13 protein-coding genes and 2 pseudogenes are annotated in these 14,329 nt (G+C 48.9%); 13 read left to right on the forward strand and 2 right to left on the reverse strand.

Translation table 11 applies throughout. From position 1 onward, the window contains the following. Nucleotides 1-10: 10 nt before the first annotated feature. The 4 genes and pseudogenes from QUE23_RS07345 to nspC all read left to right on the forward strand — a co-directional run bounded on the left by QUE23_RS07345 (nt 11) and on the right by nspC (nt 4,762). Nucleotides 11-1,452 (forward strand): annotated as a pseudogene (locus QUE23_RS07345) (leucyl aminopeptidase). Next, on the forward strand, nt 1,453-2,553 hold the full coding sequence (ychF, locus tag QUE23_RS07350) for a redox-regulated ATPase YchF (RefSeq protein ID WP_286348411.1): 1,101 nt from the start codon (nt 1,453-1,455) through the stop codon (nt 2,551-2,553). A 38-nt stretch (nt 2,554-2,591) separates the two neighbouring features. Then, on the forward strand, nt 2,592-3,563 hold the full coding sequence (locus QUE23_RS07355) for a chemotaxis protein (protein ID WP_286348412.1): 972 nt from the start codon (nt 2,592-2,594) through the stop codon (nt 3,561-3,563). Next, nucleotides 3,563-4,762 carry a carboxynorspermidine decarboxylase gene (gene nspC, locus QUE23_RS07360; protein WP_286348413.1) on the forward strand — a complete coding sequence of 400 codons (1,200 nt, stop codon included), beginning with the start codon at nt 3,563-3,565 and terminating at the stop codon, nt 4,760-4,762. Before QUE23_RS07355 ends, nspC begins: the two co-directional genes overlap by 1 nt. Here the strand turns inward: nspC and prmC are convergent. Then, nucleotides 4,759-5,592 carry a peptide chain release factor N(5)-glutamine methyltransferase gene (gene prmC / locus QUE23_RS07365; protein ID WP_353622248.1) on the reverse strand — a complete coding sequence of 278 codons (834 nt, stop codon included), beginning with the start codon at nt 5,590-5,592 and terminating at the stop codon, nt 4,759-4,761. The two genes, nspC and prmC, sit on opposite strands and share 4 nt — an antisense overlap. A 225-nt stretch (nt 5,593-5,817) precedes the next feature. Between prmC and QUE23_RS07370 the strand changes: the two genes are divergently transcribed. From QUE23_RS07370 to mnmA, 9 genes and pseudogenes are all read left to right on the forward strand, one after another. After that, nucleotides 5,818-6,861 (forward strand): D-alanine--D-alanine ligase, encoded by a 1,044-nt coding sequence (locus QUE23_RS07370; RefSeq protein WP_286348415.1) that lies wholly within the window; start codon nt 5,818-5,820, stop codon nt 6,859-6,861. Beyond that, nucleotides 6,861-7,598, forward strand: a complete 738-nt coding sequence (gene estV, locus QUE23_RS07375) for an EstV family lipase (protein WP_286348416.1) — start codon at nt 6,861-6,863, stop codon at nt 7,596-7,598. The genes QUE23_RS07370 and estV overlap by 1 nt, the downstream gene beginning before the upstream one ends. Beyond that, a pseudogene (locus tag QUE23_RS07380) lies at nt 7,592-9,057 on the forward strand (Mur ligase family protein). The gene estV and the pseudogene QUE23_RS07380 overlap by 7 nt, the downstream one beginning before the upstream one ends. A gap of 9 nt (nt 9,058-9,066) precedes the next feature. Continuing rightward, a complete protein-coding gene (locus tag QUE23_RS07385) occupies nt 9,067-9,561 on the forward strand; it encodes an HIT family protein (protein ID WP_286348417.1) in 495 nt (164 codons plus the stop codon). Next, nucleotides 9,562-10,497: a ribose-phosphate pyrophosphokinase gene (locus QUE23_RS07390; protein ID WP_286348418.1), complete on the forward strand. Its 936-nt coding sequence runs from the start codon at nt 9,562-9,564 to the stop codon at nt 10,495-10,497. It begins immediately after the preceding gene. 11 nt (nt 10,498-10,508) lie between these two features. Further along, the gene (locus tag QUE23_RS07395; RefSeq protein WP_286348419.1) at nt 10,509-11,714 is read left to right on the forward strand and encodes an adenylosuccinate synthase; all 1,206 of its coding nucleotides are present in this window, start codon (nt 10,509-10,511) and stop codon (nt 11,712-11,714) included. Beyond that, nucleotides 11,711-12,145, forward strand: a complete 435-nt coding sequence (locus QUE23_RS07400) for a flagellar FliJ family protein (RefSeq protein ID WP_286348420.1) — start codon at nt 11,711-11,713, stop codon at nt 12,143-12,145. Before QUE23_RS07395 ends, QUE23_RS07400 begins: the two co-directional genes overlap by 4 nt. Beyond that, entirely contained in the window at nt 12,138-12,863 is a 726-nt protein-coding gene (locus QUE23_RS07405; RefSeq protein WP_286348421.1) for a MotE family protein, read from the forward strand. Before QUE23_RS07400 ends, QUE23_RS07405 begins: the two co-directional genes overlap by 8 nt. Next, nucleotides 12,863-13,900, forward strand: a complete 1,038-nt coding sequence (mnmA, locus tag QUE23_RS07410; protein WP_286348422.1) for a tRNA 2-thiouridine(34) synthase MnmA — start codon at nt 12,863-12,865, stop codon at nt 13,898-13,900. Before QUE23_RS07405 ends, mnmA begins: the two co-directional genes overlap by 1 nt. Here the strand turns inward: mnmA and QUE23_RS07415 are convergent. Further along, nucleotides 13,897-14,304, reverse strand: a complete 408-nt coding sequence (locus QUE23_RS07415; RefSeq protein ID WP_286348423.1) for a hypothetical protein — start codon at nt 14,302-14,304, stop codon at nt 13,897-13,899. The two genes, mnmA and QUE23_RS07415, sit on opposite strands and share 4 nt — an antisense overlap. Nucleotides 14,305-14,329 lie beyond the last annotated feature (25 nt).

Raw genomic sequence — 14,329 nt, forward strand, 5'->3', positions numbered from 1 at the left:
AAGGATGCGAATGTTTTCACTGAAGTTAGAGACAAGTGCTTTTGATGCCCTTAAGGCGGATGTTGCCATTGTTTTTATTGTTGATAAAGACCTAAGCGTTGCCCTTGATCCGCATTTATTGCAAAGCCATAACTATGAGGGGGAGGGTGTGTTTTGGGATCAAAAAAACGAGGTTTTATATGTGGGCGTGGCTAAAAATGACGTGCATTTGTTTAGAGAAGCCGCGTTTCACGCTGTGCGTGCGCTCAAAAAGTGCGTGAAAAGCGCAAAAATCGGGCTTTACACCGCCAAACACAGCGTGCATAAACACGCCTTAGAGGAAACGATGGAGGCGATTTTCACAGGCTTGCAATTTGGCATGTATGAATTTGAAACCTACAAAGAAAAGAAAAGTAAAGTCCATTTACAAGAAGTTTTTGTCGCCCTAGGGGGAGACAAACATCTAAAAACTTTGCAAAAAATTTTAGATAAATCTGCGATCGTGGTCGAACATGTCAATTTGGCGCGCGATCTTGTCAACACCCCCCCAATGTCGCCAGCGCGCCCTATGTCGCCAAGAAAGCCAAAGATTTAGCCGAAAAGAACGGGCTAGAGTGCTTTATTCACGGGGAGGACTATCTCAAAGAAAAGGGCATGAACGCTTATTTAGCTGTCAATGCCGCATCAGCCAACCCCCCCCAACTCGTGCATTTGGTTTACAAACCCAAAAATGCCAAGAAAAAGATCGTTTTAGTGGGTAAGGGCTTGACCTATGATTGTGGCGGGCTTAGCATTAAAACCGCTGAGTATATGCTTACCATGAAAGCCGATAAGGGTGGGGCGTGTGCGGTGCTTGCCACGATCAACGCCCTAGCCCACCTGCACGCTGAGGCAGAGGTGCACGCCGTGCTAGGTTTGGCTGAAAACATGATTTCGGGTAGCTCTTACCGCCCCGATGACATTTTGATCTCCAAAGAGGGCAAGAGCATTGAGGTGCGCAACACAGATGCCGAGGGGCGCTTGGTGCTGGTCGATTGCCTCAGTTTCGCCCAAGATTTAGAGCCCGATTTGATCGTGGATTTTGCCACGCTCACGGGGGCTTGTGTGGTGGGACTGGGCTCTTACACCAGTGGGATCATGGGCAATAACGAGGAGCTTAAAACGCAATTTGAAGAATCCGCCCTTAAAAGTGGAGAGTTGGTCGGCAAATTGCCCTTTAACCGCCATTTACGCAAACTTTTAGATTCTAAAATGGCAGACATCGCTAACATTTCCCCCGGGCGTTACGGCGGGGCTGTCACAGCTGGAGTTTTCTTAAGCGAATTTATTCGCGAGGAATACAAGGACAAATGGCTACACATCGACATTGCCGGACCTGCCTACCTTGAAAAAGAATGGGATGTCAATGTGGCGGGAGCAAGCGGTGTGGGTGTGCGTATGTGCGTGCAATTTGTTTTGGATATTTTGGCGTAAATGGGGCTGTCTATCGGCATTGTGGGCTTGCCCAATGTGGGTAAGTCTAGTTTATTTAACGCCTTAACCAAGAGTGCCAACGCGCAGAGTGCAAACTACCCCTTTTGCACCATTGACCCCAATAAGGCGATCGTAGATGTCCCCGATGCCCGCTTAAAGGTTTTGGCAGACATTGTCAAACCTGAGAGAATCCAACACTCTAGTGTGGAGTTTGTGGACATTGCGGGGCTCATCAAGGGGGCGAGTGCGGGCGAGGGGCTAGGCAACCAGTTTTTAGCCCATGTCAAAGAGTGCGCCGTGATTTTGCATGTGGTGCGCTGTTTTGAGGACGATGACATCACGCATGTGAGCGGAGAGGTCAATCCTTTAAGCGACATTGAAACCATTGAAGTGGAATTGATTTTAGCCGACATACAAACCTTGCAAAAACGCCTAGAAAAGCTGGCTAAGCTTGCTAAAACCAGCAAAGAAGCCCAAGCTAGCCTAGAAGTTGCCAACGCCCTTTTAGCGCATTTGAACGAATTAAAACCCGCGAGCAGCTTTAAAGATAGAGAGCATCCCGTGTTTGTTGCCCTAAATCAAGAACTGCGCTTTTTGAGTGCAAAAGAGGTCATTTTTGTGGCAAATGTGGATGAGGCGCGCTTAAGCGGACTGAACGATCACGCCCTGAAAGTGCAAGAATTAGCCACAGCGAGAGGGGCGGGGTTTGTGGCTTTGTGCGCCAAATTAGAAGAAGAGCTTGTGGGGATGGAAGAGGGCGAAGCTTTGGAGTTTTTGCAAAGTTTGGGCGCGCAAAGCAGCGGGTTAGACAAAATCATTCACCTAGGTTTTAAGGCTTTGGGGCTGATGAGTTACTTCACGGCTGGGGTCAAAGAGGTTCGGGCTTGGACGATTAAAAAGGGCTCTAGCGCGCCCATAGCCGCCGGAGTGATCCACAAAGACTTTGAAAAGGGCTTCATTAAAGCCGAAACGATCGCTTACGAGGATTTCATCACCTATGGAGGTGAGGCGGGGGCAAAGCTTAAGGGAGCACTGCGTGTGGAGGGCAAGGACTACATCGTGCAAGATGGCGATGTGATGCACTTTAGATTCAATGTTTAGGTGTTATAATAGCCTATTTTGGTAGCTAAAGGAAGAGGATGCCCAACAACTTAGCCCACATCGATCAAGTCACGAGCCTGCATAAAAACAATGAGTTGCAACTGCTCTGCTTTAGGCTAGGCAAGAACAAGGATTTATACGCGGTCAATGTCTTCAAAATCCGCGAGGTGGTGAAGTACAATGGGAGCTTAACCATCATCAGCCACGAGCCTAATTCCTTGGTGGAGGGCTTGATCATCATAAGAGAGCTCACCATCCCCCTCATTGACATGAAAAAATGGTTTTACTACGACAGCGCCAATAAACAGCGGGATTTGCGCCCTTACCGCATTGAAAAGGCGGAAAATGGCGATGAGATTGTGATGATTTGCGAGTTCTCGCGCTGGACCATTGGGGTACGAATCTATGAAGCTGATCGCATTTTAAATAAAAAATGGACAGAGATCGAGCAGAGTGCGGGCGTGGGGGGCAACACGGGCAATTCTAAATTAGTCAGCCGTACCCGCTACTTCGATGGGCGGTTGGTGCAAGTCGTGGATATTGAAAAAATGTTGGTGGATGTCTTCCCTTGGATCGAGCAAGAAAGCCACGAGGAGTTAGATCAACTCAAGCAACTTTACAGCGATAAAATCGTGCTCTTAGCCGATGACTCACCCAGCGTTTTAAAGACCATGCAGGTGATTTTAGACAAGCTAGGCATCAAGCATTTAGACTTTATCAATGGCAAACAGCTGTTAGATTATCTCTTCGACCCACAGACTCTTGTTGAGGAAGTGGGGCTCATCATCACTGACCTAGAAATGCCCGAGGCGAGCGGGTTTGAGGTGATTAGACGGGCGAAATTAGACCAACGCACGATCAACATCCCCATTGTAGTCAATTCCTCCATGAGCGGGAGCAGCAATGAAGAAATGGCGCGCTCTCTGCACGCCGATGACTTTATCTCCAAGTCCAACCCCCTAGATGTGGAGCGTATTGTCAAACAATTCATGCATGTTAGGCCTGCCTAATGGACTACAACGCCATCCCCTCCCCTTGTTATGTCTTGGATTTAAACAAGCTCAAGGCAAATTTAGCCCTATTAGAGAGGGTGCAGCAAGAGACACAAATTAAAATCTTATTGGCTCTAAAAGGCTTTGCTTTTTGGCGGTGCTTTGAGTGGGTGAGGGCGAGTTTGTGGGGGTGTTGTGCGAGTGGGGTGTATGAGGCGGTGCTCGCTTATGAGGAATTTGGCTCAAGGGAGAGCGGTAAAGAAATTTGTATTTTTAGCCCGGGTTTTAAAGAGAGCGATATGCAACAGATTTTACCCATTGCTTCGCACATCATTTTTAACTCTTTTAGCCAATACCAACGCTATAAGGACACAATTTTACTCAAAAACCAAAAACTCCACAATTTAGGACTCTCCCCCATTAAAATGGGCTTAAGGGTCAATCCCCTTTATAGTGAAGTCAGCACCGCCATTTACAACCCCTGTGCCCCCTTTAGCCGCCTAGGCATCACGCCTACCGCCTTTATTGAGGGCGTGCAAGCATACGGGTTAGAGGGCATTAGCGGCTTGCACTTCCACACGCATTGCGAACAAGATGCCCCCGCCTTACAAGAAACCTTAAAGCATGTCCAAAAGCACTTTGGGGACACGATTGAAAAAATGGAGTGGATGAACTTTGGAGGCGGACAACACATCAGCAAAGAGGGCTACAACCTAGAAGTGCTTAAAAACACGATTCACGATTTTAGGGCCAAGTACCCCCACATCCAAGACATTTTTTTAGAGCCCGGGGAGGCGGTGGGTTGGCAAACGGGTTTTCTGCTTGCCAGCGTCATAGACATTGTGCATAACGAAAAAGACATCGCCATCTTAGACATCAGCATCGCCAATCACATGCCAGACTGCCTAGAGATGCCCTACACCCCGCAGGTCTTGCACCTAGGTGCTGAGGGCTTAGAGAAAGTGGAGGTTGACCCACAAGGGGGCGTGATGCTGGGGGGAACGAGTTGTTTGGCGGGCGATTTTATCGGCCCTTATTGCTTTAAAAGCCCCTTACAAGTGGGCGATCGCTTGATTTTTGAAGACATGCTGCATTACACTATTGTGAAAAACAGCACCTTCAACGGGATCGCCCTGCCCTCTTTGGGGCTACTGGACGGGGAATCGTTTAAACTTTTAAAGAGTTTTGAATACGCGGATTACAAGGAGCGCAACTAGACTTGCCTTGTGGCGACAAAGCCCCGATCTAGCCCAGCGTAGTCGGTGTAAAAATTGGGGTGGTACTTTTGTAAACCCAAATGCTCGCTCATGGATGCCTTGTGGTTGTAGCCCATTTCACACGCCAAATACTTGACCCGTTTATTAGCCGCCTCCTCAATCAACACTTTTAAAATCTCATCGCCATGCTCGCCCCCATACAGCGCGATCTCCGGCTCGTAGCGCACAGATTCATCTAGAGGGTAATCTAGGGGGACATAGGGGGGGTTGCTGACCACTAAAGTGCGGGTTTTAATGTCTACACCTTCTAACAGCGAAGTTTGGAACAATTCGATGCGATCTTGCAAATTAAAGGTGCTGATGTTCATGCTCGCCACCTCTAGAGCATCCATCGATATGTCTGTGGCTAAAATAGAGATTTTAGGATTTGCCATCGCCAAACTTACAGCAATCACGCCACTGCCAATCCCCACTTCTACGACACTTCTAATCCCATTGTCTTGGATCAACTTTGAGGCTTGGTTGACTAAAATCTCAGTCTCTGGTCTTGGGATCAACACCCGTTCATCGACAAAAAAGGTCCGGCCGTAAAAACTCACTTCGTGGGTGATGTACTCAATGGGTTTGCCCTTAGCGCGGACTCTAACCATGTGCATGAAACGCTCAAAGGCAAAGGGGTCTAACTCTTCTTGGGCATGTATGTGTAAATACACCCGATCCACCCCCAAAATATGGGCTAAGAGCAACTCGGACTCTAAAGCACTGCGTACGCCTTTATCTCTCAACACTTTCTTGGCTTCGTGAAGGGCCCTTGAAATATTCGTGCTGATGAGACTCGCTTCGTTGACATTCTCTATGGGAGACACACACACCCCCCCGTCCACCAAAGCGCAAAAGAGGCTTGACTTTTATTAAAAAACACCCTAGCACCTACTTTAAAATTTAGCGTGCCATTGTACCCTAAACAACCTTATATCTGTTTAAGGGGCTTATTTTTATAAGATTTGGGTATAATGGGGCTTTTTCTTAAGGTCGTTGTTGCAAGGATGATTTAAGTGGAGTATGGGCTATTGTTTGGCGGTAAGAGTTTTGAGCACGAAATCAGCATTGTGAGTGCGATCGCGCTTAAAGAGGTGTTGGGCGCGTCAATCAAGGCTTTTATCTTTTTAGATGGGATGCATAAATTCTATTTGATCGAGCCTAAAGACATGCGTGCGCAATTCTTTTCCAGTGGGCAGTATAAGAAATGCCCCGAGCTCACTTTAAAAATGCACGGCTTTTACACGCAGGGCTTTTTAGCTTCTAAAAAAGTTGCTTTTGCCACGCTCATTAATTTGATTCATGGGGCAGATGGTGAGGATGGCAAGATCGCCTCTTTGCTGGACTTTTTTGGTGTGAAATTCATCGGCCCTAGAGTGGAGGCAAGCGTTTTAAGTTTTAACAAGCACTTCACCAAAATGCTTGCCAAAGAAAAGGGCGTGAATGCCTTGCCCTATGTGTTTTTAGACCATCACAACAAACACGCCCTAAAATCCATGGGCTATCCCTTGATTGTCAAGCCCAACCGCCTAGGCAGCTCTCTTGGCATTGGGGTGATTAAAGAGGATCGCGAGGCTGCCTTTGTCTTAGACGAGGTCTTTGAGTTTGACAGTGAAGTCTTGATCGAGCCCTTTAAAGAGGGGGTTAAAGAGTACAATCTGGCCGGGTGCAAAATCCAAGAGAAGGGCGAAAGCGTCTTTGTTTTCTCCACCATTGAAGAGCCTCAAAAGAAGGATTTTTTAAGCTTTGATCAAAAGTATTTGGACTTTGGGCGCACCGCTAAGGTGGCAAAAGCCGATCTTAGCCCGGCCCTAGAGGACAAAATGCACGCCATCTTTAAGGCTCTTTACGATCCGCTGTTTGTGGGGGCGATCATTAGGTGCGACTTCTTTGTGATCGACAATGAGGTCTATTTAAACGAGATCAACCCCATTCCCGGTAGCCTCGCCCACTATCTCTTTGAAGACTTTAGCCATATCCTAGAATGTTTAGAACTCCCCAAGCCCACCCCCATCCCCATCACCTATAACTACATCCACCAAATCCAAAAAGCCAAGTGATGGCTAAACGCACCATCTCTTACAAGGGAGTAGATTTTGAGATCGCCTACGATTTTTGCGATCATAAAGCTCCAAAAAATCTTCTCATCTTGCATGGTTGGGGCAGCTCTAAAGAACTCATGCAACTAGCCTTTAAGTCTCATTTTCAAGCCTTTAACCACTTCTACCTAGATTTGCCCGGCTTTGGTAAAAGCCCCAATCACACCTTTTTAACCCCCCTAGATTATGCCAAGATCGTGGACGCGTTTTGCCGCTCTTTGCAAGTGGAAATCAACACTGCCATGGGGCACAGCTTTGGGGGCAAGGTTGCTCTGCTGTGTGAGAGCCTGTATCTCATCCTTCTTAGCAGTGCGGGGATTTTAATGCCTAAGCCCTTTAAAACCCGCTTGAAAATCAAATTTGCCAAAGCCTTAAAGTCCATCGGGCTTAAAAAAGCCCTAAGCCTGCTTAGAAGCAAAGACGCAGACAACCTCAACCCCGCCATGTATGAAACCTTTAAATACACGGTACAAGAGGACTTTAGCCCCGCGTTTCAAGCTTGCACGAAAAAGACCTTGATTGTGTGGGGGCAAGAGGACATGGCCACGCCCCTAGAAGCGGGGCAACAAATCGTCTCCTTAATGCCAACAAACCGCTTTGTAGTGCTTAAAGGGGATCATTACTTTTTTCTCAAGCAGGGAGCACGGGTGGAAGGGGAATTTTTGCAATGTTTAAAAGAGTGGGGTGAAGTATGCTAGACACATTAAGATGGATGGCCCTTTGGGGCTTTATTTTGGGCTTGAATTACTACCTAATCACTTTGTTGCAGTGGTACAATTACAGCTTTGCTAGAGTGCTCACCAAGCACCACAAGCGGCGTTGGCACCTGTTGCACGCCTTTTTACCCCTAGCAGTTTTTGTCATGACCCAGCTTAAGGGGTGGGATTTGGCGTTCATGGTCTATGTGGGGGCCGTGCAGCTACCCGCCCTACTCATTTGGCGCATGCGCCTAGACAAGCCCTTGGTTTTCACCCCCAGGGTGGTGCGCTTTTTTGCGCTTTTATTGCTTTTTTATCTACGGACGCGCTGTTAGCCCACGCCTACAACCAAAGTTTTTTTGGGTTGTATCTCTTATTGATCGCGCTCGTACACACCGCCTACATAGCCCTTGAGAGTTTGATCTCTAAGGGCTATGTCCGCCTTGCTAAGGATAAACTAAGGCGCATGAAGGATTTACAAATCATCGCCATCACGGGCAGCTTTGGCAAAACCAGCGTGAAAAACTACCTTTACCAAATGTTGCAAAGCCGCTATAAAATCTACAGCTCACTAGGCAGTGTCAACACACTTTTAGGCCTAAGTCAGGACATCAACAACAATCTAGAAGAGAGCGCGACTCTCTACATCGCTGAAGCCGGAGCGCGCCAAAAGGGCGACATCAAGGCGATCTCTAAACTCCTAGCCCATCACTACGCCATCATCACCGAGATCGGCAACCAACACATTGAGTATTTTAAAAACATAGACAACATCTACCAAACCAAGGCCGAGATTTTGCAATCTTCCCGCCTCATCCGCGCCTTTTGCCACGAAAACAACCCCCTAGAACCCTTTTATGGCGGAATCGAAAACCGCATCCAGCCCTACCCCGGGCAAGTGCGCTCTGTGGTTGCCAATTTAGAGGGGACCAGCTTTGAGCTCTTTTTAGACAATAAATGGACTCCCTTTGAAACCAAGATCCTCGGGGCGTTCAATGTGGATAACATCGCCCTAGCGGTGCTAGTAGGGCGTTACTTTGAGCTTGCCACCGAACAACTCCAGCGGCTCGTGTCTAAATTAAAACCCGTGCCCCACCGCCTGCACCCCCTGCATTTAAACGACAAATTCATCATCGACGATGGCTTCAATGGCAATTTAAAGGGCATGTTAGAAAGCGTGCGCCTAGCTAGCCTATATCCGGGGCGCAAGGTGATTGTTACGCCGGGCTTGGTAGAAAGCGATACAGAGTCTAACATCACGCTAGCGCAGGCCATTGAAGAGGTGTTTGACATCGTGGTGGTTACAGGAGAACTCAACGCCGAGCTTTTCACCAAGCACTTAAACCGCCCCCAGAAGGTGTTCTTGCAGGATAAAAGCCAGTTGGAGCAGGTGTTGCAAACCATCACCTTTGCCAAAGATTTGATCTTGTTTGCCAACGATGCCCCCAATTACATTTAAGGAGCTGTGATGGATCATTTATACGCCCCATGGCGCAGCCCCTACCTCGTGGGAGAAAACGCGCCTGCATGCGTCTTTTGCGCCATTAGCCAGAACCCTAAAGACGACCTTAAAAACCATGTGCTTTTTAGGGATTCTCTGTGTTTTGTGGTGATGAATCGTTACCCCTACACTCCCGGGCATTTCATGGTGATCCCACACACCCACCAAGACAGCCCTGAAGGCTTGGGACTAGAGTTGTGGCTGCATCTACAAAAGCGCTTGTATGAGGGGGTACAGTTACTCTATGCCTTTGGAGCACAGGGCGTGAATTTGGGCTTTAACATCAAAGATGTGGCGGGGGCGGGCATCGCACCGCATTTGCACGGGCACTTGGTCCCCCGCTTTGCCAAGGACACGAATTTTATGACAAGCATCGCCCAAACCCGTGTTTATGGAGTAGATTTTGAAAAGATTTACAGCACGCTTCAAGCAAAAGCGGTGGATTATTTTACAGGAGTTTGAATGAAAACGCGCAGTTTTAAAATCTTTAGCGGGAGTGCGCACCCGAGTTTTAGCAAGGAAGTGGCAAGGCATTTAAATGTGGGCTTGTCTAAGGCGATTTTGGGGCATTTTAGCGACGGGGAGATCAATGTGCAAATCAGCGAGTCGGTTAGGGGGCGTGATGTGTGTATTGTCCAGCCCACTTGCGCCCCGGTGAACGACAACCTCATGGAGCTTTTAATCATGGTGGACGCGCTCAAGCGCAGCAGCGCTAACTCGATCACCGCCGTGATCCCCTATTTTGGCTACGCCAGACAAGATCGCAAAGCCGCCCCTAGAGTGCCCATCAGTGCTAAACTTGTGGCGGATTTAATGCAGACCGTGCAGATCGATCGAATCATCACCATGGACTTGCACGCCGGGCAAATTCAAGGCTTTTTTAATATCCCCGTAGATAATCTCTACGGCTCGATCGTCTTTAGGGATTATATTTTATCGCGGGCGTTTAAAAACCCCATTGTGGCTAGCCCGGACATTGGAGGGGTTTCAAGAGCTAGGTATTTTGCCAGCCAAATGGGGTTAGATTTAGTCATTGTGGATAAACGCCGTGAGCGGGCGAATGAAGCCGAAGTGATGAATATCATCGGAGATGTCCATAAGCGCGATGTGATTTTGATCGATGACATGGTCGACACCGCCGGGACCATTTGCAAGGCGGCGGCGATGTTGAAGGCTAGGGGGGCGCACTCGGTGATGGCAATAGGCACGCATGCAGTGCTGAGTGGCAACGCCATTAAACGCATTCAAGAGAGTGCGCTCGATGAGGTGGTGGTGAGCAATTCGATCCCACATAAGGGCAACCATGCCAAAATCACGGTGCTAAGTGTGGCCCCCTTGTTTGCTGAGGTGATCCGCAGGATTTACCACAACGAGAGCGTGCATTCGCTCTTTATGTGAAAGGAAATGAAATGGCTGATATAGTTGTGGGGGTGCAGTGGGGCGATGAGGGCAAGGGTAAATTAGTGGACCGCCTAGCCCCCAATTACGAGTTTGTGGTGCGCTTTCAAGGCGGACACAATGCGGGGCACACGATCGTCGCAGATGGGAAAACCCACGCCCTGCACTTGATCCCCTCGGGTGTATTATATCCGCAGTGCAAAAATGTGATCGGCAATGGCGTGGTGGTGGCTTTGGATGCTTTGGTGGAGGAAATGAAGCCCTTTGGAGATTTAAAGGAACGGCTGTTTGTGAGCGATCGAGCACATTTGATCTTGCCCCACCACCCCATGCAAGATGTCCGCACTGAGAACACGCAAAGCGCGATCGGCACGACCAAAAAGGGCATCGGGCCGGCTTATCAAGACAAGGTCGGGCGTGTAGGGCTTAGGGTGGGGGATTTAAGAGAGCCCAAACGCCTAAAAGACAAGCTCGCCCACCACTTGAGCGCACACGCCAACACCCCAGACTTACCCACGCTAGATGCCCTTGAGGATTATTTGATGTCCTATGCGCCCAAAGTGCTGCCCTACATCACCGACACCACCGCCCTTTTATGGGAGGCCATAGATCGAGGGCAAAAGATTTTACTAGAGGGCGCACAGGGGAGCATGCTCGATGTGGATTTTGGCACTTACCCTTTTGTAACTAGCTCCACTACCATAGCAGCGGGGGCGTGCAGTGGGAGCGGACTGAGTGTTAAAGACATTGATAAAATCATCGGGGTGGCTAAGGCGTATTGCACCCGTGTGGGGTTAGGGCCCTTTCCCACCGAGGACTTAGGGCAGGTGGGGGCGCATTTAAGAGAAAAGGGGCATGAGTATGGCACAACCACAAATAGAGCTAGACGGTGCGGGTATTTTGACGCGGTGGCGGTCAAATACGCTTGCCGACTCAATGGGTGCAGCGAACTTGCCTTAATGAAACTCGATGTCCTGGATGGCCTAGAGGAAATTTTAGTGGGCGTTGGCTATGAGGACGCACACCCCAGTTTAGAGGGGGCAAAGCCCCTTTACAAGCGCTTTAAGGGATGGGAGCGCAGCGCAGGCGTGAGCGATTTTAACGCCCTGCCTAAAGAAGCGCAAGACTATATCCTCGCCTTGCAAGAACTCATTGGGGTGAAAATCGGGGTGGTGTCTACCAGCCCGCAGCGCGAAAACATGGTGTTGTTGCCATGAACTTAAAGACCTTTAAAGCTCTCGTGCAGGCCAAAAAACAAGCCATGCAACGCTGCGAGGCCGATATTGCCGCTAACCTTGCCAAAATCCACGCCAAGCAAGAGGAACAACAGGATTTGCTAGGGGAACTAAACACCCTAAGCGTGCCCGCTAAGGCCAACATGGCCGCTTTTGCCCAGTGCAACAGCCTAAAAAAGAACTACCTATATGCCATCGATCAAGTGGGGCTAGAAATCAGCGAGCTTAAGAACATAGACACCCACTTAAGGGAACTCTACAAAAATGCGTGCATTGAATACGAGAAGTTGCAGTATTTATACACCCTAGAGCTCAAGAAAAGGGCGCAAAAGCTTGAAAAAGAAGAGGCAAAACAAATGGACGCGATCGGGGCTGAGGTCTTTTATCAAAAACAAAAGGCACGCCGTGCGTAGGTTATGGCTCTTCACGCTCTGTGTGGGTTTGCTCTTAGGCGAGGCAAGCCATAGCTCTGCTGACCCCAACGGGGGGGGATCTTCCCTAACCCCCCGCACCAGTGGGGAGGGAAATTCCCCACAAAAGCCTTTCCCTAGCCTAGAAACCCCCAAGGGGACAAATGCCCAATCCAAGCAGTTTTTGCAGTGCAACGCGATTTTTGAATCCCGTAAGGCGGAGCTAAGTAACCAACTACAGCTCTTACAAGAGCGGGCATTGACTTTACAGAATTTGCAAGAGCAGACTCAAAGTCTGCTCGATCAACGCAACGCCAAAGTTGCCGCAAGGGAAAAAGCTTTAGACACCCGTTTAAAAGAATTTGAGGCCAAAGAAAAGGCGTTTAAGGACCTGCAGGCACAAAAAGAAAAAGACCTCAAGAAGCTCATCGCACAAAACGAGAAGCTTTTAAAAGAGATTAAAGAGGGCAGCAACTCTAAGGTCGCCACGACTTATGCCAAAATGAAAGACTCTAAAGCTGCGCCCATTTTGCAAGACATGCCCATGGACAAAGCCGCCACGATTCTATCTAAGCTAGAGGCAAAGGACATGGGCAAAATCCTTGCCAAAATGGACCCGGCTAAGGCGGCGAGTTTGACCGAAATGCTGCAAAAAGGCCCCCTTTTTAAAGCCCCGCCCCCACCCCCGCCCCCACCCAAACCTAAAGATGAGGATGAATGATGAAGGTTGCTGTTTTGATGAGTGGAGGGGTGGATAGCTCTTATAGCGCGTATTTGTTGAAGCAAGCCGGACACGACCTTTTAGGGGTGTATTTGAGATTGCATGGCAAGGAAGAGAAGCACGCCCACTACATTAAAAACTGCGAGGCGGTGGCAAAGTTCTTAAAGATTCCCTTTGAGGTGGTGGATTTTCAAGAGGCGTTTTACGAAAAAGTCTATCAAACCTTCATAGACACCTACAAAAGCGGACAAACCCCAAACCCCTGTGCGCTGTGTAACCCCTTGATGAAATTTGGGTTGGGCTTAGAGTTTGCCCTAAGCAAGGGCTGTGAAAAAATCGCCACGGGGCATTACGCCCGCTTAGAGCAGGTGCGTGGAGTGCTAAGGATTAGGGAGGCCATGGATTTAAGCAAGGATCAGAGCTATTTTTTATACGCCCTGCCCCAAAGGGCGATAGATGCGCTCATCTTCCCCCTAGGGGATTTACTCAAAAGTGAGATCAAGCCCAAAGCCCTAGGGGCGATGCCCTTTTTGGGGGATTTACAGAGTTACAAAGAGTCGCAAGAAATCTGCTTTGTGGAAAAATCTTACATAGATACGCTCAAAGAGCATGTTGAGGTGGATTGTGAGGGGCTAGTTAGGGATTTGAGCGGACAAGTGGTGGGCACACACAAGGGCTATATGCACTACACCATCGGCAAACGCAAGGGCTTTAGCGTGAAAGGCGCACACACCCCGCATTTTGTCGTGGGCATTGATGCCGCCAAAAACGAGATCATTGTGGGCGAAAAGCAAGATTTGGCCGTTGTTAACCTAGAGGCACAAAATAAATCCTTGCCCGAAAACTTTAAAGAGGGGAAATACTCAGTAAAAGTGCGCTACCGAAGCACGCCCACTAAGGCACAAGTGCACCTAGAGGGCGACACCATTAAAGCCACCTTTGACGCACCCGTCTATGGGGTCGCCCTAGGGCAAGCCCTCGTGATCTACGAGGGCGATTGCGTGCTGGGCGGAGGGATCATCACCAAGAGCGCCTAAAAGCGCCAATGGAAGCTGACATGGTAATCACTCTGCAACTCCGTGGAGGCGTTGCTGATGGGAAAGTAAACATTGACATGCTTTTGGCACTTGCCTACAAACCCGTCATACTGCCCCGCACGGATGTCTAAAGATTTATAATTAGCTAAACGCTTAAGAATCTGCTCGGTCGCCAAAATTGCTTCCTGCACCGCCCGCTTCTCCAACAGCTGCTGCCGCCTTTTGGCGTTTGCCAAAGCCTTGACGCTCAGCACACTCAACTTCACGGGGTGCAAAGGTGCCTGCCGCCCTTCAGCGTACCCCACTTCTACATAAGCACCTAGACGGCTCACCAAAGCCGCAAAAATCAATGGCTTAAATGCCCCATTAAAACTCCTTTGTGGTAAAATAAATTTCGTCCACATTCTAGCATGGGTAATCTTAGGATTT

It is taken from the genome of Helicobacter felistomachi (assembly GCF_030296895.1).
Taxonomy (GTDB): Bacteria; Campylobacterota; Campylobacteria; order Campylobacterales; family Helicobacteraceae; genus Helicobacter; species Helicobacter felistomachi.

Excerpts from the sequence above, each read along its gene's own strand:
- QUE23_RS07385 (WP_286348417.1), top strand. The coding sequence starts at position 9,067 with ATGGATCATTTATACGCCCCATGGCGCAGCCCCTACCTCGTGGGAGAA.
- estV (WP_286348416.1), top strand. The coding sequence starts at position 6,861 with ATGGCTAAACGCACCATCTCTTACAAGGGAGTAGATTTTGAGATCGCC.
- QUE23_RS07355 (WP_286348412.1), top strand. The coding sequence starts at position 2,592 with ATGCCCAACAACTTAGCCCACATCGATCAAGTCACGAGCCTGCATAAA.
- QUE23_RS07400 (WP_286348420.1), top strand. The coding sequence starts at position 11,711 with ATGAACTTAAAGACCTTTAAAGCTCTCGTGCAGGCCAAAAAACAAGCC.
- nspC (WP_286348413.1), top strand. The coding sequence starts at position 3,563 with ATGGACTACAACGCCATCCCCTCCCCTTGTTATGTCTTGGATTTAAAC.
- mnmA (WP_286348422.1), top strand. The coding sequence starts at position 12,863 with ATGAAGGTTGCTGTTTTGATGAGTGGAGGGGTGGATAGCTCTTATAGC.
- QUE23_RS07390 (WP_286348418.1), top strand. The coding sequence starts at position 9,562 with ATGAAAACGCGCAGTTTTAAAATCTTTAGCGGGAGTGCGCACCCGAGT.
- ychF (WP_286348411.1), top strand. The coding sequence starts at position 1,453 with ATGGGGCTGTCTATCGGCATTGTGGGCTTGCCCAATGTGGGTAAGTCT.
- QUE23_RS07395 (WP_286348419.1), top strand. The coding sequence starts at position 10,509 with ATGGCTGATATAGTTGTGGGGGTGCAGTGGGGCGATGAGGGCAAGGGT.
- QUE23_RS07415 (WP_286348423.1), bottom strand. The coding sequence starts at position 14,304 with ATGTGGACGAAATTTATTTTACCACAAAGGAGTTTTAATGGGGCATTT.